Raw genomic sequence first — 21,141 nt, 5'->3', positions numbered from 1 at the left:
GCGCACACGGCCGGGGGCGGCCGGAAGGCGGCCGATACACTCGCGGTCATGGCTCTGGTACCCGGCACCCTGTCCCCCACCCGCAAGGTCCCCGCGCACATCGCGCGTCCGGAGTACGTCGGCAAGCCCGCGCCGACCCCGTACACCGGCCCCGAGGTGCAGACCGCGGAGACCGTCGAGAAGATGCGGATCGCCGGCCGGATCGCGGCGCAGGCGATGGCCGAGGCCGCGAAGCTGATCGCCCCCGGCGTCACCACCGACGCACTCGACGCCGTCGCCCACGAGTACATGTGCGACCACGGCGCGTACCCGTCCGACCTCGGCTACCGGGGCTTCCCGAAGTCGGTCTGCACCTCGATCAACGAGGTGATCTGCCACGGCATCCCGGACTCGACGGTGCTGCAGGACGGCGACATCGTCAACATCGACGCCACCGCGTACATCCACGGGGTGCACGGCGACCTGAACGCCACCTACCTGTGCGGCGACGTGGACGAGGAGTCCCGGCTGCTGGTGGAGCGCACCCGGGAATCCCTCGCCCGGGCGATCAAGGCGGTCAAGCCGGGCCGGCAGATCAACGTGATCGGGCGGGTCATCGAGTCCTACGCCAAGCGGTTCGGCTACGGCGTGGTCCGCGACTTCACCGGCCACGGCATCAACACCTCGTTCCACTCCGGCCTGATCATCCCGCACTACGACAGCGAGCGGGCCACCCAGGTGATCAAGCCGGGCATGACCTTCACCATCGAGCCGATGCTCACCCTGGGCACCTACGACTACGAGATCTGGCCGGACGGCTGGACGGTGGTCACCAAGGACCGCAAGCGCACCGCCCAGTTCGAGCACACCCTGCTGGTCACCGCGGACGGCGCGGAGATCCTCACCCTGCCCTGACCGTTCGGAACGCCGAAGCGGCCCGCCACCCCACCTGGGGGGACGGGCCGCTCTGTCGTTCCTGCGCCTTGTCGTTGCTGCGCCGTGTCGGCTCTGCGCCCGGACCTGCGCCGGGGGCCTGCGGCGGCTCAGCCGATCAGCCACTGCTCCTCGGCGACCGCGCCGACCTCGGTGCACGCGTCGGTCAGGACGTCCAGCACCCGCAGCGGGTCCGGCAGCGGCTGGTCGGGGCCGCGCAGCCAGCGCACCCGGGAGCCGTCGGTCAGCGCGGCCGGCGGGACCAGGGTGTACGAGCCTCGGCAGTGCCAGCGCAGCCCCGGGTGCTCGGAGACCGTCTCGGGGGTGGAGTCCAGCGCGCTGGGCCACCACTCGTCCTCGTCCTGCGGGGTGCCGCGGGTGGCGGTGAAGAACAGGTACCGGTCGCCGCCGACCGCTGCCACCGGGCCGCCCACACCGAGCACGTCCAGCCGCCGCAGCGCCAGCACCCCGGCCTCGGCCGGCACGTCCAGCACGTCGTGCGCGCGGCCCGTCGCGGTGACGAAGTTCGCCTCCGGGTCACGCGTCAGCCAGTGGGCCAACTGCTCGGCGTCCACGGTGGCCTGGGACTGCCAGGCGAACGAGACCGGGTGCTGGGCCGGGGCCGGACAGCCGACCCGGTCGCACGAACACCGGTACCCCTCCGGGTGCGCCGCCGGCGCCACCGGGAACCCCGCCCGGACCGCCCCCAGCAGCAGATCCAGCTTCGCAGCCGTGTCCTCTCCGGCGCCCGGGTCGTCCTGCTTCCGGTCCCGCCGCCACCAGGACGTCCACCTGCTGCTGGCTTCCATCTGGCCCCTTCCGCACCCGCTGAGCTGCCGCGCCTGGTACGGCACGGCCACCTACGCAACAAACGACGCCAACACACGGAGCCGCTCGCTGCTTCCCGAATCGGTGCACCACGTGCGGGGGCGTCTGCCGTCGACCGGGGCCGGGTTCTCCGGCCGGCCGACGTCCGGGGGCGGGTACGGAGTACGAGAGTCGCGCTCGGCGGGCGGGCGCACCTCGGCGCACCTCACCCGGCCCGTACGGGCCCGCGGACCCGGGGCAACCCCCGGGGGCGTACGTAGCAGGATAAGGGTCCCGGAGCCCTCCGAATGACCGTTGGCGGTGCCGTCCCCGTCACACCTGCCGCCGCCGCGACGGACACACCCGCCCGCACCGGGCATCCCGCCCGTCGCCCTACCCTGGAGCGGTGAGAAGCGCCGACACCGCATTCCTCGGCGGCCCGCTGGACGGCAGGGTGCTGCCGATCCTGCTGAGCCCGCTGCAGTCCGTACCGAAGGTCTACCGGGTGCCCGTCCCCGCGCACGGGGACACCCCGGCCGTCACGCTGGTCTACCGGCGGGCCAAGGAGTACAACGCCAAGGGCCGGTTCCGCTGGCGCTACGAGTACGACGAGGCCGCCAGCGGCTGACCTCTACCGCCTCCTGCTGCCGCCTGCTGCCCGCCTGCCGGTTCAGGCCTCCTGCCGGTTCAGGCCTCCTCGGCCAGGATCAGGTACAGCTTCTTCTTCGCCTCGGCCAGCACCGCCAGGCCCTTGGCCCGCTGCTCCTCGGTGCCCGTCATCATCACCTGGCGCACCGCGTGGTCCACCGCCGCGAGCGCGGCGCCGACCTCCTGCACGGCCTCCCAGTCGCCCTGCCGGCCGGCCTCGTCCCACGGGGACTCGGGGCCCTGCTCGGCCTCGGCCCGGCCCTGCTCGGTCAGTTCGAACAGCTTCTTGCCGGACTCCTCGTTGGCCTTGATCAGCCCCTCCTCCTCCAGCAACTGGAGGGTCGGGTACACCGAACCCGGGCTGGGCCGCCAGATCCCGCCGGTGCGCTCGCCGATCTCGGTGATCATCTCGTAGCCGTGCATCGGGCGCTCCCGCAGCAGCGCGAGCAGCGAGGCCCGCACATCACCCCGCCGGGCCCGCCCACCGCGCCGACCGCCGTGCCCGCGCATCCCGTGGCCACCGAAACCACGCCCGCGCGGCCCGAACCCCGGACCGAACGGCGGCATCGGCCGCCCCGGCGCCCCGAACGGCCCGAACGCCGCCCGCACCTCGAACCCCTCACCCTCCCCGGTCACACCCGGCCGCCCCAGGCCCTCGGCCCAGCGACGCCGGCCCTCTTCGCCGTAGCGCTTGTCGTACCTCATGACGGACACCTGCTCTCCATGGTTGTCGGACACTCCGATCGTCGAAGCATCTCGATAACTCGACGATATATCGGTAACTGTCGTTCGACAACCCCTTCCCGACAGTCGGCCGCCGAATAACCGGTCGAGCGGAGCGCCCGTGTGCGCCTAACCTCGCTCCGTGACGAACGCGATGACGAACACGGTCGAGACCGGCGAAGACTTCACCGCCCTGCTGCGGCGCCTCTCCGGACACCTCGCGAACCTCGGCCCGGACGCGCCCGACGTGAACGACGTGCTGCTCCGGTGGGCCGCCACCCTCCCCGACCGGGCCCCGGCCCCCGGCTGGACCGGCCTGGCCGACCAGTTGCTCGGCGCACTCGCCGCACCGCCGGCCGGGCCCGCCGACCCCGCCCCGCTCGGCGACGAGCCGCCGGTGGCCACCCCCGGCGAACTGCGAGCCCGGCTGCGCGCCCTGGCCGCCGACTACGCCCGGGACCGCGCCTGGACGGCGGACCGGCAGGCCCGCGGCCTGTGGGCCGGGGACGGCGGGGGCTGGGCGAGCGGCTCGCTGGCCGGGTTCCTTGAGTCCTGGGAGAGCTGGCTGGGCTCCTCCCTCGGCCGGCCACCGGTCCTTCCCGGCATCCCGCCCCTCGAACCGGTGACCTGGACGTCGATCGCCCGGCAGCTCGGCGCGGCCCGCGTCCACGAGTGACACCGACACGCCCCCGCAGCACTCCCGCCGCGCCGTCCGCAGCCACTACGGTGACGGCCATGGCAGGCGAACGCGATCTTCGACAGCTGCTCTCCGGCTTGAGCCCCATCCTCAACCCGGGCCGCTACGTGTACTGCACACTGCCCGGCCGGGTCCCCGCCGGACTGCGGCCGGTCGTCACGGTGGCCGAACCCGAGGGCGTCACCTTCGTCGTCCTCGAGGAGGAGGCCGAGTCACTCGGCCTGCCGCACGCCTTCACCGCCGCCTGGATCACCCTGCGGGTGCACTCCGCGCTGGACGCCGTCGGCCTCACCGCCGCCGTCGCCGGCGCGCTCGCCGAACACGGCATCAGCTGCAACGTGGTGGCGGGCTTCCACCACGACCACCTGTTCGTCCCGGCCGCCGACGCCGACCGCGCGCTGGCCGTCCTCAATACCCTGGCCACGCAGCACGCCTGACGACCCATGGACTCCACCGTGCGCCACGGGCGACAGCTCGACACTTCGGCCGCACGGCACGCCCAAGGCCCGCCCGCCACCCGGATTCCGCCGACCGGCACCGGCACCGGCACCGGCACCGGCACCGGCACCGAAGCGGGGCGCCGAACCGAGCAGCACCCATGACGCGCCGTCGGCCGGATGTCCTCCGCCGTCCCGCGCGGGCGGGCAACACCCCCCTCGGCGCTCCGCCCGCCACCCGGATTCCGGCGGCCGGCCCGGGCGAAGCCCGATGCGCCAAGCACGCAAGACGCCCGGCGCCTCCGTGACAGCCTGGCCTCCGCCGTCCCGCGCAGGCAGGCAACTCAACGCGACACTCCGCCCGCCACCCGAACCCCACCGACCGACCCGGCAACAGCCCCACGCTCCAAGCACGCAAGACACCCGGCGCCTCCGTGACAGCCTGGCCTCCGCCGTCCCGCGCAGGCAGGCAACTCAACGCGACACCCCGCCCGCCACCCGAACCCCACCGACCGACCCGGGCGAAGCCCGATGCGCCAAGCACGCAAGACGCCCAGCGCCCCGCCCACAGCCTGGCCTCCGCCGTCCCGCGCGGGCGAGAATGCGAACGAAGTCCCCGCCGGTCCGGACGAGAGGGATGCCGTGCCACCCGTTCCGCCGCCGTCCTCCTGGGTGGCCGCCGCTGCTGCTGCCCTCGCCGCCTGCCTCGCCGAGTCCGTGGATGCCGGGCTGTTCCCCGGCGGGGTGCTGATCGTCGGGGAGGCGGGGGCCGGCCGGGTCACCGTCGGGCAGGGCCTGGTTGCCCCCGAGTGCGGCGACGCCCGGCCCGGCGCGCACACCCGCTACGACCTGGCCTCGCTAACCAAGGTGCTCGCCACCTGGCCGCTGGTCGGCGTCGCCGTCCGCACCGGCCGGCTCGACCTGGACGCCCCGCTGCGCGAGCACCTTCCCGAACTGCCGTCCCCTGGCGGGGATTTGACCGCGCGGCAGTTGCTCTGCCACACCTCCGGCCTGCTCCCCTGGACCGGCCTGGCCGGCTACGAGCACACCGGCCGCCCGCTGATCGAGCACCTGTGCGCGGAGCCGCTGGTCAGCCCGCCCGGCAGCCGGTACCGCTACATCGACCGCGGCTTCATCCTGCTCGGCCTGCTGTTGCCCGCCCTGCTGGGCCGCCCGTTGCACCTGCTCGCCGACGAACTGTGGCGCGACCTCGGGCTGACCGCCACCGCCTACGGACCGCTGCCGCGCGACCCGCAGCTCGCCCCGACCGAGCAGCGCCTGCGCGACGCTCCCCGCACCTGGGGTGCCCCGCACGACCCGAGCGCCGCGCTGCTCGGCGGGGTGGCCGGCCACGCCGGGGTGTTCTCCACCGCCGCCGACCTGGCCGTCTACGCCGAGCACCTGCTGGCCGGGGCGAGCCCGCTGGCGGACTGGTTCGCCGAGAGCCGCCGCCCCTGCGCCGCCGTCGAACCCGGACTGCACCGCGGGCTCACCTGGCTGGTCACCGCCGACGACTCGGTGGCCTACCACCACGGTTTCACCGGCACCAGTCTCTTCCTCGCCCCGCACACCGGCCGTTACGTGGTGCTCTGCACCAACGCCGTCTACCACGGCTTCGACCGGACCCGGATGGCCGGCCTGCGCACGCTCGCGCTCCGCTCGCTCACCTCGTGACGGCCGTCATCGGCGCAGCGGCTGCCACCGGCGCAGCGGCCGTCATCGGCGCAGCGGCTGCCACCGGCCGCCGGTCAGCGCGGTCAGCACCTCCTGGCTGCCCGCCTGCCCTGGGCGCGGCCGGGCGGCGGCGGCGAGCAGCGCGATGTCGTCCTCGGCGGGGTCGGGGGCGCCGGCCAGCACCGCGTCCAGGAGCCGTTCCGGGCCGGCCCCGGCGGGAAGCCGCCGGTCGGTGAGTCGTTCCAGCGAGCGGTCGATGTCCTCGCCGCGGCGCTCGACCAGGCCGTCGGTGAACAGCAGCAGGGTGTGGTCGGGCGGGACGGCCGCGTAGCTCGGGACGTAGCCGTTGTGGCCGGTGCCGAGCGGCGGGCCGGGTGCCACCGGCAGCAGCGCTACCTCGCCGTTGGGCCGGACCACGGCGGGCGGCAGGTGGCCGGCGCTGGCGAAGCAGTAGCGGCCGCGGGCGGGCTCGGCGTACACCGCGAGGCAAGTGGAGGGGCGGTAGTCGTGCACATCGCCGGCCAGGCCGTCCATCCGGGCCAGCAGCCGGTCGGCGGAGGGCTCCAGCAGGGCCATCGCGCGCAGCATCGCCTGGTAGTGGCTCATGTCGGCGGCGGCCTCGATGCCGTGGCCCATCACGTCGCCGATGGCCAGCACGGTGCGGCCGTCGGGCAGCGCCACCGTCTCGTACCAGTCGCCGCCGATCAGTGCGCTGGTGCCGGCGGGGCGGTAGCGGAAGGCGACGGTGATGTCGGGGTGCGGGCTGCCGGGTTCGGCGAGCATGGCGCGCTGCAGGTCGACGGCGACGGCGTGTTCGCGGCTGTAGCGGCGGGCGTTGTCGAGGTTGATCGCGGCGCGCACGGCGAGGTCCTGGGCGGCGACCGCCTCGTTCTCGCCGAAGCCCGGGGAGGGGTCGGTGCGCAGCAGGGTGGCGGTGCCGATCCGGTGGCCGCGGGCGATGAGCGGCACCACCATCGCGGAGTGGACGCCGAGCGTCCGGAAGTCGGCGACCCGCTCCGCGTTGGGGGCGGTGCGGCGCGCGTCGGCCTCGGTCAGCCGGTTCTCGATCACCGGGCGGCCCTCGGCCAGGCAGCGCGGGACGGCGGCGTCGGGCCCGTAGTCGACGTACTCGCCGCGTTCGCCGAGCACCCGGACCCGCTCCAGCAGGTCGGGCCGGGCGGTGATGGCGGTGCGCAGCAGTCGGCGGCCGCCGTCGGGGAGGGGGCGGGCGTGCTGGCTGTCGGGGTGCGGCAGCAGTTCGACGGTGGCGGCGTCGGCGAGGTGGTCGGTGAGGAAGGCGGCGAGTTCGCCGCAGGTGGTCTCCACGTCGAGGGTGGTGCCGATCCGGGTGGCGGCGGTGTCGAGCAGGGCGAGCCGGGCCCGGGCCTGTTCGAGTTCGTGCTGCTGCCGGTGACTGGCGGTGACCTCCAGCAGGATGCCGACCAGGCCGACGGGCTGCCCGGCGGTCTCCAGCCGGTGGTAGGCGCCGTACCAGTAGCGGCGGTGCTGCGGGGAGCCGGCCCGGGTGTGGCCGCTGGAGGTGATCTCGCGGGGGCGGCCGTCGGTGAGCACCTCGCGCAGCAGGTCCTCGCGGGCGTCGAGGCCGGGGAACAGTTCGGCGACGGTGTGGCCGAGGTGCTGCTCGGCGGGGAGGCCGTTCATGGCGGCCAGCGCCGGGTTGACGTAGCGGAAGCGCAGCTGGGTGTCGAGGACGGCGACGGCGGCGGGCGTGCCGTCCAGCACGCGGCGCAGCGGCTGCGGCAGGTCGTTCCAGCTGGTGGCGGCCATGGCTTCGGCACCTCCTTGCCGGGCGCCCGGGCACTGTGACCAGTAAACACAGCGCGCGGGGCCGGGGCGATCCGGTACGCGGCGGGGCCGGGACGGGTGGGCCGGGACGGGGGTGCGGGCGGTGCCGGGGTCACCCGAATGGGGTCGTCCGGGTGCCCCGGCGGGTGGACGGGCCGAGGGTCGTCACAGGTCAACTTCGGCCAAGGAGGTTTCCCATGAGCTCGTCCGTCGGCCCGACCCCGGCATCGTCCGGGTCGCTCGGGACACCGGCCCCCGGGAACAGACCCTGGGTGTCCGGGACTGTGCTGTTCGCCGGTGTGGTGATGCTGGTGAGCGGTCTGCTGGAGGTGTTCCGCGGGATCATGGCGATCGCCGAGGACGACATCTTCGTGACCACACCCCGGTACGTCTTCCGGTTCGACCTCACCTCGTGGGGCTGGATCCACCTGGTGATCGGCGCGCTGGTCGCGCTGACCGGCGTGTTCGTGCTCAGAGGCCTGGCCTGGGCCCGGATCGCCGGTGTGTTCTTCGCCGCGCTGAGCCTGGTGGACAACTTCCTCGACATTCCCTACTACCCGCTGTGGTCGCTGGTGCTGATCGCACTGGACATCTTCGTGATCTGGGCGCTGTGCGCCTACCACGCATCCGACCGACCGCTCCGCGAGGTCTGAACCGCCTCGCACCGCTGGGGCCGGTGGCCCGCTCCTCCGGGAGCGGGCCACCGGCTCGTCCGCCGGGCGTCACTTGCTCAACGCGGCGACCCCCGCCTGGGCGAACTGCTCGTCCTGGTCGGCGCTGGGGGCGCCGGCCACGCCGACGGCCGCGATCGGGGCGCCCTTCAGCTGGACCGGGGCGCCGCCGCCGAGGAACAGCGTGCCGGGTATGTCCTTCAGGTTCGGCGCCTGGGCCAGGCGCTTGACCAGCTCGGAGGTCGGGGCGTTCCAGGACACCGCGGTGTAGGCCTTGCGCTGGGCGGACTCGAAGGACTGCGGGCCGGCGCCGTCGCCACGCAGTTCGACGATCACATTGCCGTTCCGGTCGACGACCGCGACGGAGATCTTCTGGCCGGCCTTGGCCGCGGCGTCCAGGCTGGCCTGGGCGGCCTTGGTGGCGGCCTCGACCGTCAGGTGCGAGGTCTCGAAGGTGTTCTTGTTCTGGACGTCGGACGCGGCGGCGGGGGCGACCTGCGGCGTCTCGGCGCTGGCGGAGACGGCGCCGACCACGCTCGCCCCGACCGCGGCCACCGCGACGGCACCGGTGACAACGCGGGTACGAGTGCTCAGCTTCTTCATCTTCGGCTCCTGGATCGGTGGTTCGGTGCCGGACTGCTGGGGTGCTCCGGCCTCGCTCTCCATGGTTCGCGGCCGGACCCCTGCCGCGGATCGGCGAACCGGCTGGACCGGCGGAGCATGATGGACGACAGCCGTGTCAGCCGATCGGTTGATGTGCGAACCGTGATCCGCGGGCACCATCCAAGTGCCGGCACGTACCCGCCGGTGCCGACAGCGTGCGAAAGGAGGTCGGCCGTGATGCGTCTCCCCCTGTCCCGGGCGGCCGACCCGGACGCGGGCTGGCTCGCGATGGTCATGCGGCTGGTGTTCGTGCTGCTGCTCGGCACCTCGCTGACGCGCTACCTGACACACCATCTGGCCAGCCCGCTGACGCCGTGGGTGATCGCGCTGAGCGTCGCCCTCGCCGTCGGGCACCTGTCCGGCCTGTCCGAGCGCCGCCAGGCCTGGCTGGCCGCAGTGCTGGGCAGTTGGGCGGTGCTGGTGCTGATGGCGCCCAGCTTCGCCTGGTGCGCCGTCCCACTGGTGTACACGGTGCTCCGGGCCTTCCCGCCACGGACGGCGATCCCGCTGGTGTCGGCGCTCACCGCGCTGGTGATGGTGTCCCAACTGCGGCTGCCCGGCGCCGATCCGACGCTGGTGCTGCTGCCGCCGGCGGTCGCCGCGCTGGCCACCGCGGTGTTCCTGTACATGCAGCGGCAGGGTGCCCGGCAGCACAAGCTGATCATCGACCTGATCCGGGCCCGCCGGGAGCTGGCCGCCGTGGAGCGCCGGCAGGGCGTGCTGTCCGAGCGGGAGCGGCTGTCCGTCGAGATCCACGACACCCTCGCCCAGGGCCTGTCCAGCCAGCACATGCTGTTGCAGGCAGCCGAGTTGGCCTGGGAGCAGGATGCGGCAACCGCCCGCGGCCACGTCCGGACGGCCGCCGCGATCACCGCCCGGAACCTCGCCGAGGCCCGCCGTTTCGTGCACGACCTCGCCCCGGCCGATCTCGCCGAACAGGGCACGCTGGAGGCCGCGTTGGCCGCCCTCGCCGAGCGGGAGGCCGCGGAGAGCGGCCTGCCGGTCCGCTTCCAACTGGACGGCAGCCCGGCGCCGATGCCCGCCGCCGCGCAGTCCGCGCTGCTGCGGATCGCCCAGGGCGCGCTGGCCAACGTCCGGGAGCACGCCCGGGCCGGCCGGGCCTCGATCACGCTGTCCTACCTGGGCGACCAGGCGGTGCTGGACGTCGCGGACGACGGCCGCGGCTTCACCCCGCCGCCCGGCGGTGCGAGCGGCCCCGGTGCCGGTCCGGCCGGCGGGCGCGGCGGGCGCGGCGGGCCAGTCGACGGACGGGGCGGGCCAGTCGGCGGACGCGGAGGTCCGGTCGGCGGTCCGGCCGGCGGGCGCGGCGGGCGCGGGCACGGGCTGCCGGCGATGCGGGCCCGGCTGCGGCAGTTGGGCGGCACGCTCACCGTCGAGTCGGCCCCGGGCGAGGGCACCGTGGTCTCGGCCGCCATCCCCCTGGAGAGCCCACCCGCCAGCCCACCCGGCAGCCCACCCGCCAGCCCACCGGAGGTCCGCTGACACCACGTCCCAACTGCTCGCACCAGCCCGCACCGCACCGCACGGAGGGTCCATGAACGACAACGACACCGTCAGGCTGCTCATCTGCGACGACCACGCGATGGTCCGAGCCGGGCTGCTCGCGCTGCTGGCCGGTGACGGCGCGATCGAGGTGGTCGGCGAGGCCAGCACCGGCGAGGAGGCGGTGACGCTTGCCGCCCGCCTGCGGCCGGACGTGGTGCTGATGGACCTTCAACTGGGCGCCGGAACAGACGGGGTGGAGGCCACCCGGCGGATCCTGGCCGGCCCGGGCGACAGCCACGTCCTGGTGCTGACCACCTTCGACACCGACGCCGACATCACGCGGGCCATCAACGCGGGCGCAACGGGGTATCTGTTGAAGGCGGAGCGCCCGGCCGAGCTGTTCGCGGCGATCCGCTCGGCCGCGGCGGGCCGGCCGGCGCTGTCCCCGCCGGTCGCGTCCCGGGTGATGGCCCAGATGCGTTCCCCCCTGCCCCAACTCACCGACCGTGAACAGGACATCCTCGACCAGCTCGGCCAGGGCCTCGGAAACCGGGAGATCGCCCGGGCGCTGTTCATCAGCGAGGCCACCGTCAAGACCCACCTCGGCCGGATCTACGCCAAGCTCGGCGTGGACACCCGCTCCGGCGCGGTCGCGATCGCCAAGGAGCGGCGCCTGCTGCGCTGAGCAGACCGGGCAGCGGCCCGGCCCCGGCCCCCACGACAACTGAAGATCAATCGGACGCGTCCGAAGCCTTGCCACGCACAGTGATCGGAAGTCAGTATTCCTACCGGCCGGTAGACCTGACGGAACAACGGCTCCCGGAGGGCGCGGAACGGACGGTAACGGGGTGGCGGCAGCCCTCCTGTCGGATGTGACGCGAACGCGTAATATGCGCGAAACCCTCCGCTCACCCTCTCCTTGCCGACCCGTCGTTCAAGGACGACACGGTTTGGCCGGAACCGACGTCATGAAAGGCGGACGCGCACCATGCCGACCGCATCAAGCCCACCCGAGCCGCGGCGCCGTCTCGGCGAGCACGGGCTCGCCTGGGCCTTCCTGCTGCCCTCGGTAGTGGTCTTCACGCTCTTCATCGTGTATCCGCTGGGGCGCACCTTCTACCTGAGCGCGCACGCCAATGACCTCTTCGGCGCGCCCTCCAAGTACGTCGGGATGAAGCACTACACCGACCTGCTCTCCTCGGCGGACTTCCGCACCACGCTGGTCACCACCGCGCTGTTCGTGCTGTTCACGGTGGTCCCGGGGGTGCTCGGGGCGTTGCTGCTGGTGCTGCTGATGGAGGGTCGGATCCGCGGCGTGCGGCTGCTGCGATCCGCCTTCGCCCTGCCGTTCGCCTTCTCGGTGGCGAGCGCCTCGGTGGTCTTCTCGGTGTTCTACAACCCCGCCAGCGGGGTGCTCAACGGGCTGCTGTCGCACCTCGGTCTGGGCCCGGTGGGCTGGCTGACCGACTCCGACTGGGCGCTGGTGTCCATCGCGATCTCCACGATCTGGATGAACCTCGGCTACAACGTGCTGGTGCTTTCCGCGGGCATCGGCTCGATCCCCGGCGAGATCACCGAGGCCGCCCGGCTGGACGGCGCCTCCGGCCTGCGGCTGGCCCGGTCGATCACCGTCCCGATGCTCGGCCCGAGCCTGTTCTTCCTGGTGGTGATCTCCACCGTGAACGCGCTGCAGAGCTTCGGCCAGATCCACATCCTCACCAAGGGCGGCCCGGACGGCTCCACCCGGACCCTGGTCTACTCCGTGTACGAGAAGGCGTTCGCCTACGGCTCCAGCGACTTCGGCACCGCCAGCGCGCAGGCCGTGGTGCTGATGGTGGTCGTGCTGTGCTGCACCGCCGTGCAGTTCGGAGTCCTGGAGCGGAAGGTGCACTACGCATGACCACCCTCACCAAGACGCCCGCCGTCACCGAGCCCGCCCGCACCGCCCGCCCGCCGCTGCGGGTCCGTGACACGCTGGGCCGGGTCGGGGTCTGGGCGGTGCTCGCCGTGGCCGTGCTGACGGTAGCCTTCCCGGTCTACTACGTCTTCGCCGGCGCCTTCATGCGCCCGGACGAGATCGCCAGCTACCCGCCCGCGATGGTGCCGCACTCGATCACCGGGGAGAACTTCACCGGCGCCGTGCACGCCATCCCACTGGTGCGCCAGTACGGCAACTCGCTGCTGGTGGCGGGCCTGATCACGCTGGCCCAGCTGTTCACCTCGGTGCTCGCCGCATACGCCTTCGTGTTCCTGCCGATGCGCGGCCGGGCTGTGGTGTTCGGCCTGTTCCTGGCCACCCTGATGGTGCCGTGGGAGGCCATCATCATCCCCAACTACCTGACGCTGTCCGGCTGGGGGATGGGGAACACCTACTTCGGACTGGTGCTGCCGTTCCTGGCCTCCGGGTTCGGGACGTTCCTGCTGCGGCAGTCGTTCCGTCAGTTCCCGGGCGAGCTGCGGGACGCCGCCCGGATCGACGGCGCCGGCCACTGGCGGTTCCTGTGGCGGATCCTGGTGCCGCTGAACAAGCCGTCCCTGGCCGCACTGGCCATCTACGTCTTCCTGTCGGCCTGGAACCAGTACTTCTGGCCGCTGATCATCACCCGCACCGCCAACATGCAGACCCTGCAGATCGGTCTGTCCTCGCTGCGGGACTCCGAGATGGCCGACCCCGGCCTGATCCTGGCCGGTGTGGTGCTGTCGCTGCTGCCCACGCTGGCGCTGGTGCTGTTCGGCCAGCGGTTCATCGTCCGCGGTCTGACCGCCGGCGCCGTCCGCTGACGACCACTCAGTTCGCCGTGCCCGTACCACCGCTCCCGGTACCCACCCTCGCAGAAGAGAGAGAACCCGTGAAGAGAAGTGCCCGCGCGCTCGCCGCGCTGCTGGTGTCCGGCCTGGCCCTGACCGCCTGCAGCTCGACCGGCTCCGGCGGCTCCTCCGAGGAGGCCGGCGCCCCGGCCGCCTCCGCCCTGGACCAGGCGTCCGGCGTGACCAGCATCGAGTTCTGGCACTCGATGACCGGCAAGAACGCCGAGCAGCTGACCGCCCTGGTGAACCAGTTCAACGCCGCGCACCAGGGCAAGATCGAGGTCAAGCCGCTGTTCCAGGGCACCTACGACGACCTGATCGCCAAGTACAAGGCCTCGGTGCAGCAGAAGGCCACGCCCGCGGTGGTGCAGGTCTACGACATCGGCACCCGCTTCATGATCGACTCCAAGCAGACCGTCCCGGCGCAGGCGTTCGCCGACAAGGACGGCTTCTCGCTGGACGACCTGCAGGCCAACATCCGCAACTACTACTCGGTCGGCGGCAAGCTGCAGTCGATGCCGTTCAACTCCTCGATGCCGCTGCTGTACCTGAACGACGACGCGTTCAAGGAGGCCGGCCTCGACCCGGCCAAGCCGCCCACGTCGCTCGCCGAACTCGGCGAGATGGCCAAGCAGTTGACCAAGAAGGACGACAGCGGCAAGACCGTCCGGTACGGCTTCGGCGCGGCCATCTACGGCTGGTTCGTCGAGCAGCTGCTGGCCGAGAACGGCGCGCTGTACTGCGACGCCGACAACGGCCGCAGCGGCAAGGCCGGCAAGGTCGCCTTCGACTCCGCCAAGGGCGCCGAGATCGTCCAGTGGTGGGCCGACCTGGTCAAGGGCGGCTACGCGGCCAACACCGGCCGGCAGACCCCCGACGCGCAGGCCGCGTTCAAGGCCGGCACGGTCGCCATGCACCTGGAGTCCACCGGTGTGCTGCGCGGCTACACCGAGGCCGCCAAGTTCACCGTCGGCACCGCGCCGTTCCCGAAGACCGCGGCCGGCGACCAGGGCGGCCCGATCATCGGCGGTGCCTCGCTGTGGATCTCCGGCCCCGGCCACTCCGACGCCCAGAAGCGCGCCTCCTGGGAGTTCGAGAAGTTCCTCACCGCCCCCGAGCAGCAGGCCGTCTGGCACACCGGCACCGGCTACTTCCCGGTCAACTCCAAGGCGCTGGACCTGCCCGCCGACAAGGAGTGGGTGGGCAAGTTCCCGCAGTTCCAGACCGCGATCGACCAGCTGAAGGCCACCAAGCCCACCACGGCCACGGCCGGCTGCCTGCTCGGCGTCATGCCGCAGGCCCGCAAGGGCGTGGAGACCGCGATCGAGCAGACCATCGCGGGCACCAAGACCGCCCAGCAGGCGCTCTCCGACGCCGCCAAGGAGCTCCAGCCCGCCATCGAGAGCTACAACTCCTCGGTGGGCTGACGCCCCGCCAGTACGCCCCGAAGGGCCCGGCCGCCGTCGTGCGGCCGGGCCCTTCGGGGCTTCGGGGCACGGCCGCTGACAGTTCGTGGGAATTCGCGTCGCGCGATGACCACCCCGGCTGCAACACTGTCCGCGGCCGGGTGTATGAATTCTCCGCTGGATTCATCACGGCTCCAGCCATTTCTCTTCGAGGGGGGACCCATGCGTAAGAGCACGTTCAAGCGTGCCGCCGCGCTGCTGATTGCGGCCGGCGCCATGACCGCCGTCACGGTTCCGGCGGCTTCCGCCGCTCCGGCACCCAAGGGCAAGGTCAACACCAAGGTCGCGCCGATCGCGCGGACCATGCCGAAGATCACGCAGAGCAAGGCGGCCCAGGCCGCTCCGGGCGCCGTCATCACCCCGACCTACGCCCTGCTGAACCCGGGCGACACCCTGAAGCCGGGCGACAGCCTCAAGGTCGGCTACAGCACCCTGTCGATGCAGACCGACGGCAACCTGGTGCTCTACTTGACCGCTGACAACGGCAAGCAGCTCCAGGCCCTGTGGTCCAGCAAGACCTGGGGCAACAACGGCGCCTACGCCGTCATGCAGGCCGACGGCAACTTCGTCGTCTACAAGCAGGGTGGCGGCGACGGCCTCGGTGGCGCCCTGTGGTCCACCGGCACCTGGGGCAAGGCGAACCCCGTGTTCGCGCTGGACGGCGGCGAGCTGCTGGTCGGCGCCGCGACCGGCGGCACCCCGTACTGGCGGACCAACACCGGCTTCTTCCCGGCCTTCGTCAACGGCCAGTGGGTCGACCAGCCGGCCGACAGCCTCCAGGGCACCCCGCAGGTCCAGGGCCTGGTGCAGAACACCTGGCTGGAGTCCAGCACCACCATCCTGATCGAGCAGGGTGACGGCAACCTGGTGCTCTACCGCAAGAAGGACGGCGGCGTCATCTGGGCGTCCGGCACCTACGGGCACCCGGACGCGGTCGCGGTCCAGACCGGGGACGGTGCCCTGGCCGTGGCCGACAACAACTACCTGTACTGGGACTCCGGCACCTGGAACAACCCGGGCGCCTACACCAAGGTCCAGTCCGACGGCAACCTCGTCGTCTACCGCCAGGGTGGCGGCCCGGCCAACGGTGGCTCGCTCTGGTCCTCCGGCACCTGGGGCAAGGCCTGACCGTCCCGCGGGTCCTCGGGCCCTGAGGCAGTCCGGTAATCAGTGAGGGGCAGTCGCCGAAAGGCGGCTGCCCCTTCGCCGTCCTTCGGACCCAAAGGGCCGACGAGAACGACTTCAACAGCAGTTGACGGTACGCCGACGAATCATCAGCGGACAGCCCGTTCCTCATTCCGGAATACGGGCCGGGAAATCACGGAGAGTTGGCACACGATCACGCGAGCGCGTATTGCGCGCAATGGGCATGGCGGAGAACCCGAAGGCGGCGGACGAGTCGGCCTGTACGCCGGGTTCTGTCTCCCGGGTTGCTTGCGCGGCCCGGGGAGGCGGCCATCCATCTAGGGCTGCCGTTGCCGACAGCCTCGTGCGGTCTACCCGCGAGCTCGGGCGAGCAGCCCTCGAACACCCGCGCACGACACCCGAGGGTGTCGATCTTGACCTTGCTCCGAGTGGGGTTTACCGAGCCGGCCGAGTCACCTCGGTCGCTGGTGGTCTCTTACACCACCGTTTCACCCTTACCCACCGCCGAAGCGGTGGGCGGTCTGCTTTCTGTGGCACTGTCCCGCGGGTCACCCCGGGTGGGCGTTACCCACCACCCTGCTCTGTGGAGCCCGGACGTTCCTCGGCGGGCCCCCAGAAGGGACCCGACGCGACCGCCCGGCCGGCTCGTCCGCCGTAATGGTCATGGTAGCCGCTCCGCGGACGCTCCCCGTACGCCGCCCGGCACCTGGTGGTCGAAGCGGGCCGCCACCCGGGCCGCCGTGGCGGCCGCCCAGGGGGTGGTGGTGACCAGGCCGAGGACGAACACCGTCAGGCCCAGGCCGGCCACGATCCACCAGCCGGCGTGCGTGGCGGGCGTGAAGCCGCCGGCCGAGGCGACCGCGCCGGCCACCACCGAGCCGATCACCGCGACGCCCAGCGACTGGCCGACCTGGCGGCTGGTGGAGGCCACCGCGGCCGCCACCCCGGCCTGGGCCAGCGGCATGCCGGAGACCGCCGAGTTGGTGATCGGCGCGTTCACCATGCCGAAGCCCAGCCCGAACAGCGCGTACGCCGGCAGCAGCAGGAGGGCCGAGGAGTCGGCCGTCAGCCCCGTCAGCAGCACCCCGCTGGCGGCGATCGCCGCGCCGGCCACCAGCAGCGGCAGACGTGGGCCCCGGCTGCCGACGATCCGGCCGGACAGCGGGGCGGTCAGCAGGGTCAGCCCGGCCATCGGCAGCGTCCACAGACCGGCCACCACCGGGCTGTAGTGCCGCACGTTCTGCAGGTACAGGGTGTTCAGGAACAGGAACCCGGCGAGCGCGGCGAACGCGCACACCGCGGTGACGGTGGCCCCGGTGAACGGGGCGCTGCGGAAGAACCGCGGGTCGATCAGCGGCTCCGGCACCCGCCGCTCCCAGAACGGGAACACCAGCAGCGCGGCGAGCGCGACCGCGGCCAGCGCCAGGATGCCCGGCGAGGTCCAGCCGTGGCCCGGCCCCTCGATGATCGCGGCGGTGCCGCAGCCCAGCAGCAGCACCATCAGCAGCTGGCCGACCGGGTCCAGCCGCCGGGGGCGCGGCGCGCGGGACTCCGGGACGTAGCGTTGCGTCAGCAGCCAGGCCGCCAGCCCGACCGGAATGTTGATCAGGAAGATCGACGGCCAGCCGGCGCTGTCCACCAGGAACCCGCCGATCAGCGGCCCGAGCGCCATGCTGACACCGACCACGCCGCCCCACACGCCGATCGCCCGCGCTCGCTCCTTCCGGTCGGTGAAGGTGTTGGTGATGATCGACATCGCCACCGGGTTGAGCATCGACCCGCCCACCGCCTGCACCGCCCGGAAGGCGATCAGCCAGCCCAGGCCCGGGGCCAGGCTGCACAGCAGCGAGCCGAGCACGAACAGCAGCAGCCCGGTCCGGAACACCCGCTTGCGGCCGATCCGGTCCGCGACCGACCCGGACAGCATCAGCAGCGAGGCCAGCACCAGCGTGTAGGCGTCGATCACCCACTGCAACCCGGACGCGGGCGCGCCCAGGTCGCGCTGGATCGCGGGCAGCGCGATGTTCACCACGGTGTTGTCCAGGCCGACGATGAACAGGCTCAGACAGCAGATGGCCAGGACGATCAGCCGGTGGCGGCGGTCGGGCACAGCGATCGATCGACTCACCCTCCGATCATCGCACCGGCTCCCGAGGCCCCCGCAGGCCTTTGCGCGTCGGGCACCAACGCGAACCGGACGGTGCGGGTCGCCGGGTCGGCCACGGTGAGCCGGACAGTCACCCGGCGGCCCAGCGGCAGCCGGTCGGCCGCGTCGCACTTGGCGACCACGGCGGGACGGCGCAGCTGCACCGTGCCGACGGTGGGCCGGCGCTCGTCCACCTCGACCACCACCGCCCGGAACTCCTCGCCCACCCGGCCGCGCATCAGCTCCGCCTCGACCAGGGCCACGCAGGCGCGCTCCACCTCGTGCGCCCGGCGGTCGCCGCCGCCCATCAGCGCGGGCACCAGCGGCAGGGCGTCCCGCACCCAGGCCGGGACGTCGGTGCCGCCCGCCACCGCGAGGCACACCTCCAGCGCGTACCGGTCGGCGAGCCGGCGCAGCGGCGCGGTGCAGTGGGTGTAGGGCGCGGCCAGCGCGGCATGACCGGGGTCGGCGGGCGGGACGGTGCCACGGGCGGTGTCGAACGCGTGGTAGCCCGCGCCGCGCAGCAGGCCGGTGCACTCGTTCAGGAACGCGGCGTCGGCGGTGCGGGCCGGATCGAGGGAGCGGATCAGCTGCGGGTAGGACAGCCCGTCCGGCCAGGGCACCTCCAGCGCGGCGGCGACCCGGCGCAGCCGCGCGTAGGCCGACTCCGAGGCGGCGGGCAGGGTGCGCAGCAGCCCGATCCCGGCGTCCAGCATCAGCTCGGCGGCGGCCATGCCGGTGAGCAGCGAGAGTTGGGCGTTCCAGCCGTCGGCGGGCCGGGGCGCGCGGTAGCCGAGCCGGTAGCCCCCGTTCACGGCCTCCACCTCCTGCTCGGGGATCGGCAGGCTGACCCCGCCGCGGGCCTGCTCCTGCGCCTCGCGGAGCCGGCCGATCTCGGCGAGCAGGGCGAGCTGCTCGTCGGCGGTGCCCGCGTCGATCCGGCCCTGGACGGTGGCGTAGTCCAGCCGTCGGCGCGAGCGCACCCTGGCCCGGCGCACGTCGGCCAGTAGCAGCGCGCCGTCGGCGTCCAGGTCGAGCTGCCACAGCAGGGCGGGCCGCAACTCGCCCGGCAGCAGGCTGGCCGCGCCCTCGGAGAGCCGGGCCGGGTGCAGCGGCACGTTGCCGTCCGGGAAGTACAGCGTCTGGACGCGGCGGCCGGCCTCGGTGTCGATCGCGCCGCCCGGCGAGACGTAGGCGGCGACGTCGGCGATCGCGTAGTGCACCCGGTAGCCGCCGTTGCGGCGGGCCAGGTGCATGGCCTGGTCGAGGTCGCGGGAGCCCGGCGGGTCGAGGGTGAACAGGTCGAGGTCGGTGGCGTCGAACTCGGGCAGGCGAGGCAGTGCGGCTGCCCGGTCGGCCTCCGCGAGCACCTCCGGCGGCCAGTCGGTGCGGATCTCCAGGTGGCTTCTGAGGTCGGCGAGTTCGGTGTTGATCCTGGCGGTCTGGGCGGCCCGGACGCTGAGATGTCGGCGCGGCATGGTCGCAGCGTAAGGCGCAGTAGCGTGGTTGGTGCACCGGACCGGCCGTGAAACCGGTGGTGGTGCACGGGGATTGGTCGTGGGAAGGGGCGGGGCTGTGACAGATCGGGCGGCCATCAGGCAGACGGAAGCAGCGCAGTGCCGGTGCTGCGGGAGCGAGGCGGACGCGACCGGGGACGGGCGTGGCGTGCGGGTCACGGCGGCGGCCGTCGCGGGCACGCTGGCCGCCTTGGGCGGGCTGCACGCGGTGTGGTCCCGTTCGCCCTGGCCGTGCCGCGACCGCGAGCAGTTCGCCGACCTGGTGGTCGGCGTGGCCCCGGACCAACTCCCGTCCGCGCAGGCCTGCCTGGGCGTGGCCGGACTGCTCGGCGCCGCCGCCTACCTGGTCGCCGCCCGTGGCGGAGCACTCCCCCCGGCCGGCCCGCGCCGCCTCCGCACCGCCGGAACCGCAGCCGTCGCCGGCGTCCTGCTGACCCGCGGCCTGGCCGGCCCCCTCGCCTTCGCCCGCCACACCCCCGCCTTCGTCCGCCTGGACCGCCGCGTCTACGCCCCGCTCTGCCTGGCCCTCGGCACGGGCGCGGCGGTGGTCGCCGCCCGCGGGCGGTAACGCGGACCGGGCAGCAACCGCACCGAGCGGCCGACCGGCGAAAACGTCGGCGGAGGGATTCGAGGTGCACGTGGGCCGGTCGTTAGGGTTGGGCGGGTCTGTCGTGGGTCGTTGAGAGGTGTTGCCGTGCTGGTTCTGCTGCCGCCGTCGGAGGGGAAGGCCGCGCCGGAGGTGGGGGTGCCGGTGGAGGTGGCGGGGCTTTCATTGGCGGGGCTGGCCGGGGCGCGGGAGAAGGTGCTGGCGGCGCTGGTGGAGTTGTGCGCGGGGGACGAGGAGCGGGCGGCCGAGGTGCTCGGGCTGAGCAAGGGGCTGCGCGGGGAGGTGGCCAAGAACGCGGGGCTGCTGACGGCGGGGGCGCGGCCGGCCGGGGAGGTGTACACCGGGGTGCTGTTCGACAACCTGGGTCTGGCGAAGCTGGACGAGGCCGCGTACGCCCTGGCGGAACGTTCGCTGCTGGTGTTCTCGGGGCTGTGGGGCGCGGTGCGGATCAGTGACCGGATCCCGTCGTACCGCTGTGCGATGGGCGTGAAGCTGCCGCCGCTGGGCGCGCTCGGCCCGTACTGGCGGACGGTGATGGACGGCGTGCTCCCGGAGGTCGCGGACGGGCTGGTGCTGGATCTGCGCAGTTCGGCGTACGCGGCGGCGTGGAAGCCGGCCGGTGAGGTGGTGGGCCGGACGGTGACGGTGCGGGTGTTGCAGGAGCGCGAGGTGGACGGGGTGCTGAAGCGTTCCGTGGTCAGCCACTTCAACAAGGCGACCAAGGGCCGTCTGGTGCGCGATCTGCTGGCCGCGGGTCTGGAGCCGTCCTCGCCGGGCGAGTTGGTGGACGCGCTGGCGCAGCTGGGCTACCGGGTGGAGGTCGCGGCGCGTGGCACGGCCCGCAAGCCGTGGCAGCTGGACGTCGTGGTGACGGAGGTGCACTGACCGTCCGCCACCACGACCGAGG

General features: G+C 73.1%; 21 protein-coding genes and 1 other RNA gene. 15 read left to right on the top strand and 7 right to left on the bottom strand.

Annotated elements, in window-relative coordinates; translation table 11 throughout:
- Positions 1-48 precede the first annotated feature (48 nt).
- Positions 49-894 (top strand): type I methionyl aminopeptidase, encoded by an 846-nt coding sequence (map, locus tag ACZ6R9_RS21725; protein ID WP_380481370.1) that lies wholly within the window; start codon positions 49-51, stop codon positions 892-894.
- Between the two features lie 128 nt (positions 895-1,022).
- On the opposite strand, the gene ACZ6R9_RS21720 is transcribed toward map, so the two are convergent.
- A complete protein-coding gene (locus ACZ6R9_RS21720) occupies positions 1,023-1,721 on the bottom strand; it encodes a bifunctional DNA primase/polymerase (protein ID WP_380481372.1) in 699 nt (232 codons plus the stop codon).
- A gap of 404 nt (positions 1,722-2,125) precedes the next feature.
- Between ACZ6R9_RS21720 and ACZ6R9_RS21715 the strand changes: the two genes are divergently transcribed.
- Entirely contained in the window at positions 2,126-2,347 is a 222-nt protein-coding gene (locus ACZ6R9_RS21715) for a hypothetical protein (protein WP_380481373.1), read from the top strand.
- 59 nt (positions 2,348-2,406) lie between these two features.
- On the opposite strand, the gene ACZ6R9_RS21710 is transcribed toward ACZ6R9_RS21715, so the two are convergent.
- Entirely contained in the window at positions 2,407-3,072 is a 666-nt protein-coding gene (locus ACZ6R9_RS21710) for a PadR family transcriptional regulator (RefSeq protein ID WP_380481546.1), read from the bottom strand.
- Between the two features lie 160 nt (positions 3,073-3,232).
- On the opposite strand from ACZ6R9_RS21710, the gene ACZ6R9_RS21705 reads away from it, so the two are divergent.
- From ACZ6R9_RS21705 to ACZ6R9_RS21690, 4 genes are all read left to right on the top strand, one after another.
- Positions 3,233-3,766: a hypothetical protein gene (locus ACZ6R9_RS21705; RefSeq protein WP_465539693.1), complete on the top strand. Its 534-nt coding sequence runs from the start codon at positions 3,233-3,235 to the stop codon at positions 3,764-3,766.
- A 59-nt stretch (positions 3,767-3,825) separates the two neighbouring features.
- Positions 3,826-4,224 carry an ACT domain-containing protein gene (locus ACZ6R9_RS21700; RefSeq protein WP_465539691.1) on the top strand — a complete coding sequence of 133 codons (399 nt, stop codon included), beginning with the start codon at positions 3,826-3,828 and terminating at the stop codon, positions 4,222-4,224.
- A 6-nt stretch (positions 4,225-4,230) separates the two neighbouring features.
- Positions 4,231-4,389 carry a hypothetical protein gene (locus ACZ6R9_RS21695; RefSeq protein ID WP_465539689.1) on the top strand — a complete coding sequence of 53 codons (159 nt, stop codon included), beginning with the start codon at positions 4,231-4,233 and terminating at the stop codon, positions 4,387-4,389.
- A 477-nt stretch (positions 4,390-4,866) separates the two neighbouring features.
- The gene (locus tag ACZ6R9_RS21690; RefSeq protein WP_465539688.1) at positions 4,867-5,898 is read left to right on the top strand and encodes a serine hydrolase domain-containing protein; all 1,032 of its coding nucleotides are present in this window, start codon (positions 4,867-4,869) and stop codon (positions 5,896-5,898) included.
- 42 nt (positions 5,899-5,940) lie between these two features.
- On the opposite strand, the gene ACZ6R9_RS21685 is transcribed toward ACZ6R9_RS21690, so the two are convergent.
- Positions 5,941-7,686 (bottom strand): SpoIIE family protein phosphatase, encoded by a 1,746-nt coding sequence (locus ACZ6R9_RS21685; RefSeq protein ID WP_380481383.1) that lies wholly within the window; start codon positions 7,684-7,686, stop codon positions 5,941-5,943.
- 290 nt (positions 7,687-7,976) lie between these two features.
- Here ACZ6R9_RS21685 and ACZ6R9_RS21680 point away from each other — a divergent pair, with 290 nt between their 5' ends.
- Positions 7,977-8,357, top strand: a complete 381-nt coding sequence (locus tag ACZ6R9_RS21680) for a DUF7144 family membrane protein (RefSeq protein WP_380481385.1) — start codon at positions 7,977-7,979, stop codon at positions 8,355-8,357.
- Between the two features lie 69 nt (positions 8,358-8,426).
- Here the strand turns inward: ACZ6R9_RS21680 and ACZ6R9_RS21675 are convergent, their stop codons facing one another.
- Positions 8,427-8,978, bottom strand: coding sequence for a GlcG/HbpS family heme-binding protein (locus tag ACZ6R9_RS21675; protein ID WP_465539685.1), 552 nt, complete (start codon positions 8,976-8,978; stop codon positions 8,427-8,429).
- Positions 8,979-9,215: 237 nt separating this feature from the next.
- On the opposite strand from ACZ6R9_RS21675, the gene ACZ6R9_RS21670 reads away from it, so the two are divergent.
- The 6 genes from ACZ6R9_RS21670 to ACZ6R9_RS21645 all read left to right on the top strand — a co-directional run bounded on the left by ACZ6R9_RS21670 (position 9,216) and on the right by ACZ6R9_RS21645 (position 15,946).
- Positions 9,216-10,541, top strand: a complete 1,326-nt coding sequence (locus ACZ6R9_RS21670; RefSeq protein ID WP_465539683.1) for a sensor histidine kinase — start codon at positions 9,216-9,218, stop codon at positions 10,539-10,541.
- A 52-nt stretch (positions 10,542-10,593) separates the two neighbouring features.
- Positions 10,594-11,229, top strand: a complete 636-nt coding sequence (locus ACZ6R9_RS21665; protein ID WP_465539682.1) for a response regulator — start codon at positions 10,594-10,596, stop codon at positions 11,227-11,229.
- Positions 11,230-11,532: 303 nt separating this feature from the next.
- Positions 11,533-12,444, top strand: coding sequence for a carbohydrate ABC transporter permease (locus ACZ6R9_RS21660; protein ID WP_380481392.1), 912 nt, complete (start codon positions 11,533-11,535; stop codon positions 12,442-12,444).
- Positions 12,441-13,325, top strand: coding sequence for a carbohydrate ABC transporter permease (locus tag ACZ6R9_RS21655; RefSeq protein WP_380481394.1), 885 nt, complete (start codon positions 12,441-12,443; stop codon positions 13,323-13,325). The genes ACZ6R9_RS21660 and ACZ6R9_RS21655 overlap by 4 nt, the downstream gene beginning before the upstream one ends.
- Before the next feature lie 68 nt (positions 13,326-13,393).
- Entirely contained in the window at positions 13,394-14,779 is a 1,386-nt protein-coding gene (locus ACZ6R9_RS21650) for an ABC transporter substrate-binding protein (RefSeq protein WP_380481396.1), read from the top strand.
- Between the two features lie 201 nt (positions 14,780-14,980).
- Complete coding sequence (locus ACZ6R9_RS21645; protein ID WP_465539679.1) at positions 14,981-15,946, top strand: hypothetical protein; 966 nt, start codon at positions 14,981-14,983, stop codon at positions 15,944-15,946.
- A gap of 263 nt (positions 15,947-16,209) precedes the next feature.
- Here ACZ6R9_RS21645 and rnpB read toward each other — a convergent pair.
- The 3 genes from rnpB to ACZ6R9_RS21630 all read right to left on the bottom strand — a co-directional run bounded on the left by rnpB (position 16,210) and on the right by ACZ6R9_RS21630 (position 19,588).
- Positions 16,210-16,612, bottom strand: an RNA gene (gene rnpB, locus ACZ6R9_RS21640) — RNase P RNA component class A.
- 13 nt (positions 16,613-16,625) lie between these two features.
- Positions 16,626-18,092, bottom strand: coding sequence for an MFS transporter (locus ACZ6R9_RS21635; protein ID WP_465539678.1), 1,467 nt, complete (start codon positions 18,090-18,092; stop codon positions 16,626-16,628).
- Complete coding sequence (locus ACZ6R9_RS21630) at positions 18,089-19,588, bottom strand: RNB domain-containing ribonuclease (RefSeq protein ID WP_380481402.1); 1,500 nt, start codon at positions 19,586-19,588, stop codon at positions 18,089-18,091. The genes ACZ6R9_RS21635 and ACZ6R9_RS21630 overlap by 4 nt, the downstream gene beginning before the upstream one ends.
- 187 nt (positions 19,589-19,775) lie before the next feature.
- On the opposite strand from ACZ6R9_RS21630, the gene ACZ6R9_RS21625 reads away from it, so the two are divergent.
- Complete coding sequence (locus ACZ6R9_RS21625) at positions 19,776-20,195, top strand: DUF3995 domain-containing protein (protein WP_380481404.1); 420 nt, start codon at positions 19,776-19,778, stop codon at positions 20,193-20,195.
- 126 nt (positions 20,196-20,321) lie between these two features.
- A complete protein-coding gene (gene yaaA, locus ACZ6R9_RS21620; RefSeq protein ID WP_465539676.1) occupies positions 20,322-21,119 on the top strand; it encodes a peroxide stress protein YaaA in 798 nt (265 codons plus the stop codon).
- The last annotated feature ends 22 nt before the right edge of the window (positions 21,120-21,141 follow it).

This window comes from Kitasatospora sp. NPDC048662 (assembly GCF_055587065.1).
This window is presented reverse-complemented; position numbering and strand designations above follow the sequence as displayed.

Excerpts from the sequence above, each read along its gene's own strand:
- map (WP_380481370.1), top strand. The coding sequence starts at position 49 with ATGGCTCTGGTACCCGGCACCCTGTCCCCCACCCGCAAGGTCCCCGCG.
- ACZ6R9_RS21685 (WP_380481383.1), bottom strand. The coding sequence starts at position 7,686 with ATGGCCGCCACCAGCTGGAACGACCTGCCGCAGCCGCTGCGCCGCGTG.
- ACZ6R9_RS21695 (WP_465539689.1), top strand. The coding sequence starts at position 4,231 with ATGGACTCCACCGTGCGCCACGGGCGACAGCTCGACACTTCGGCCGCA.
- ACZ6R9_RS21660 (WP_380481392.1), top strand. The coding sequence starts at position 11,533 with ATGCCGACCGCATCAAGCCCACCCGAGCCGCGGCGCCGTCTCGGCGAG.
- ACZ6R9_RS21720 (WP_380481372.1), bottom strand. The coding sequence starts at position 1,721 with ATGGAAGCCAGCAGCAGGTGGACGTCCTGGTGGCGGCGGGACCGGAAG.
- ACZ6R9_RS21630 (WP_380481402.1), bottom strand. The coding sequence starts at position 19,588 with ATGCCGCGCCGACATCTCAGCGTCCGGGCCGCCCAGACCGCCAGGATC.
- ACZ6R9_RS21665 (WP_465539682.1), top strand. The coding sequence starts at position 10,594 with ATGAACGACAACGACACCGTCAGGCTGCTCATCTGCGACGACCACGCG.
- ACZ6R9_RS21645 (WP_465539679.1), top strand. The coding sequence starts at position 14,981 with ATGCGTAAGAGCACGTTCAAGCGTGCCGCCGCGCTGCTGATTGCGGCC.
- ACZ6R9_RS21655 (WP_380481394.1), top strand. The coding sequence starts at position 12,441 with ATGACCACCCTCACCAAGACGCCCGCCGTCACCGAGCCCGCCCGCACC.
- ACZ6R9_RS21670 (WP_465539683.1), top strand. The coding sequence starts at position 9,216 with ATGCGTCTCCCCCTGTCCCGGGCGGCCGACCCGGACGCGGGCTGGCTC.
- ACZ6R9_RS21700 (WP_465539691.1), top strand. The coding sequence starts at position 3,826 with ATGGCAGGCGAACGCGATCTTCGACAGCTGCTCTCCGGCTTGAGCCCC.
- ACZ6R9_RS21675 (WP_465539685.1), bottom strand. The coding sequence starts at position 8,978 with ATGAAGAAGCTGAGCACTCGTACCCGCGTTGTCACCGGTGCCGTCGCG.
- ACZ6R9_RS21710 (WP_380481546.1), bottom strand. The coding sequence starts at position 3,072 with ATGAGGTACGACAAGCGCTACGGCGAAGAGGGCCGGCGTCGCTGGGCC.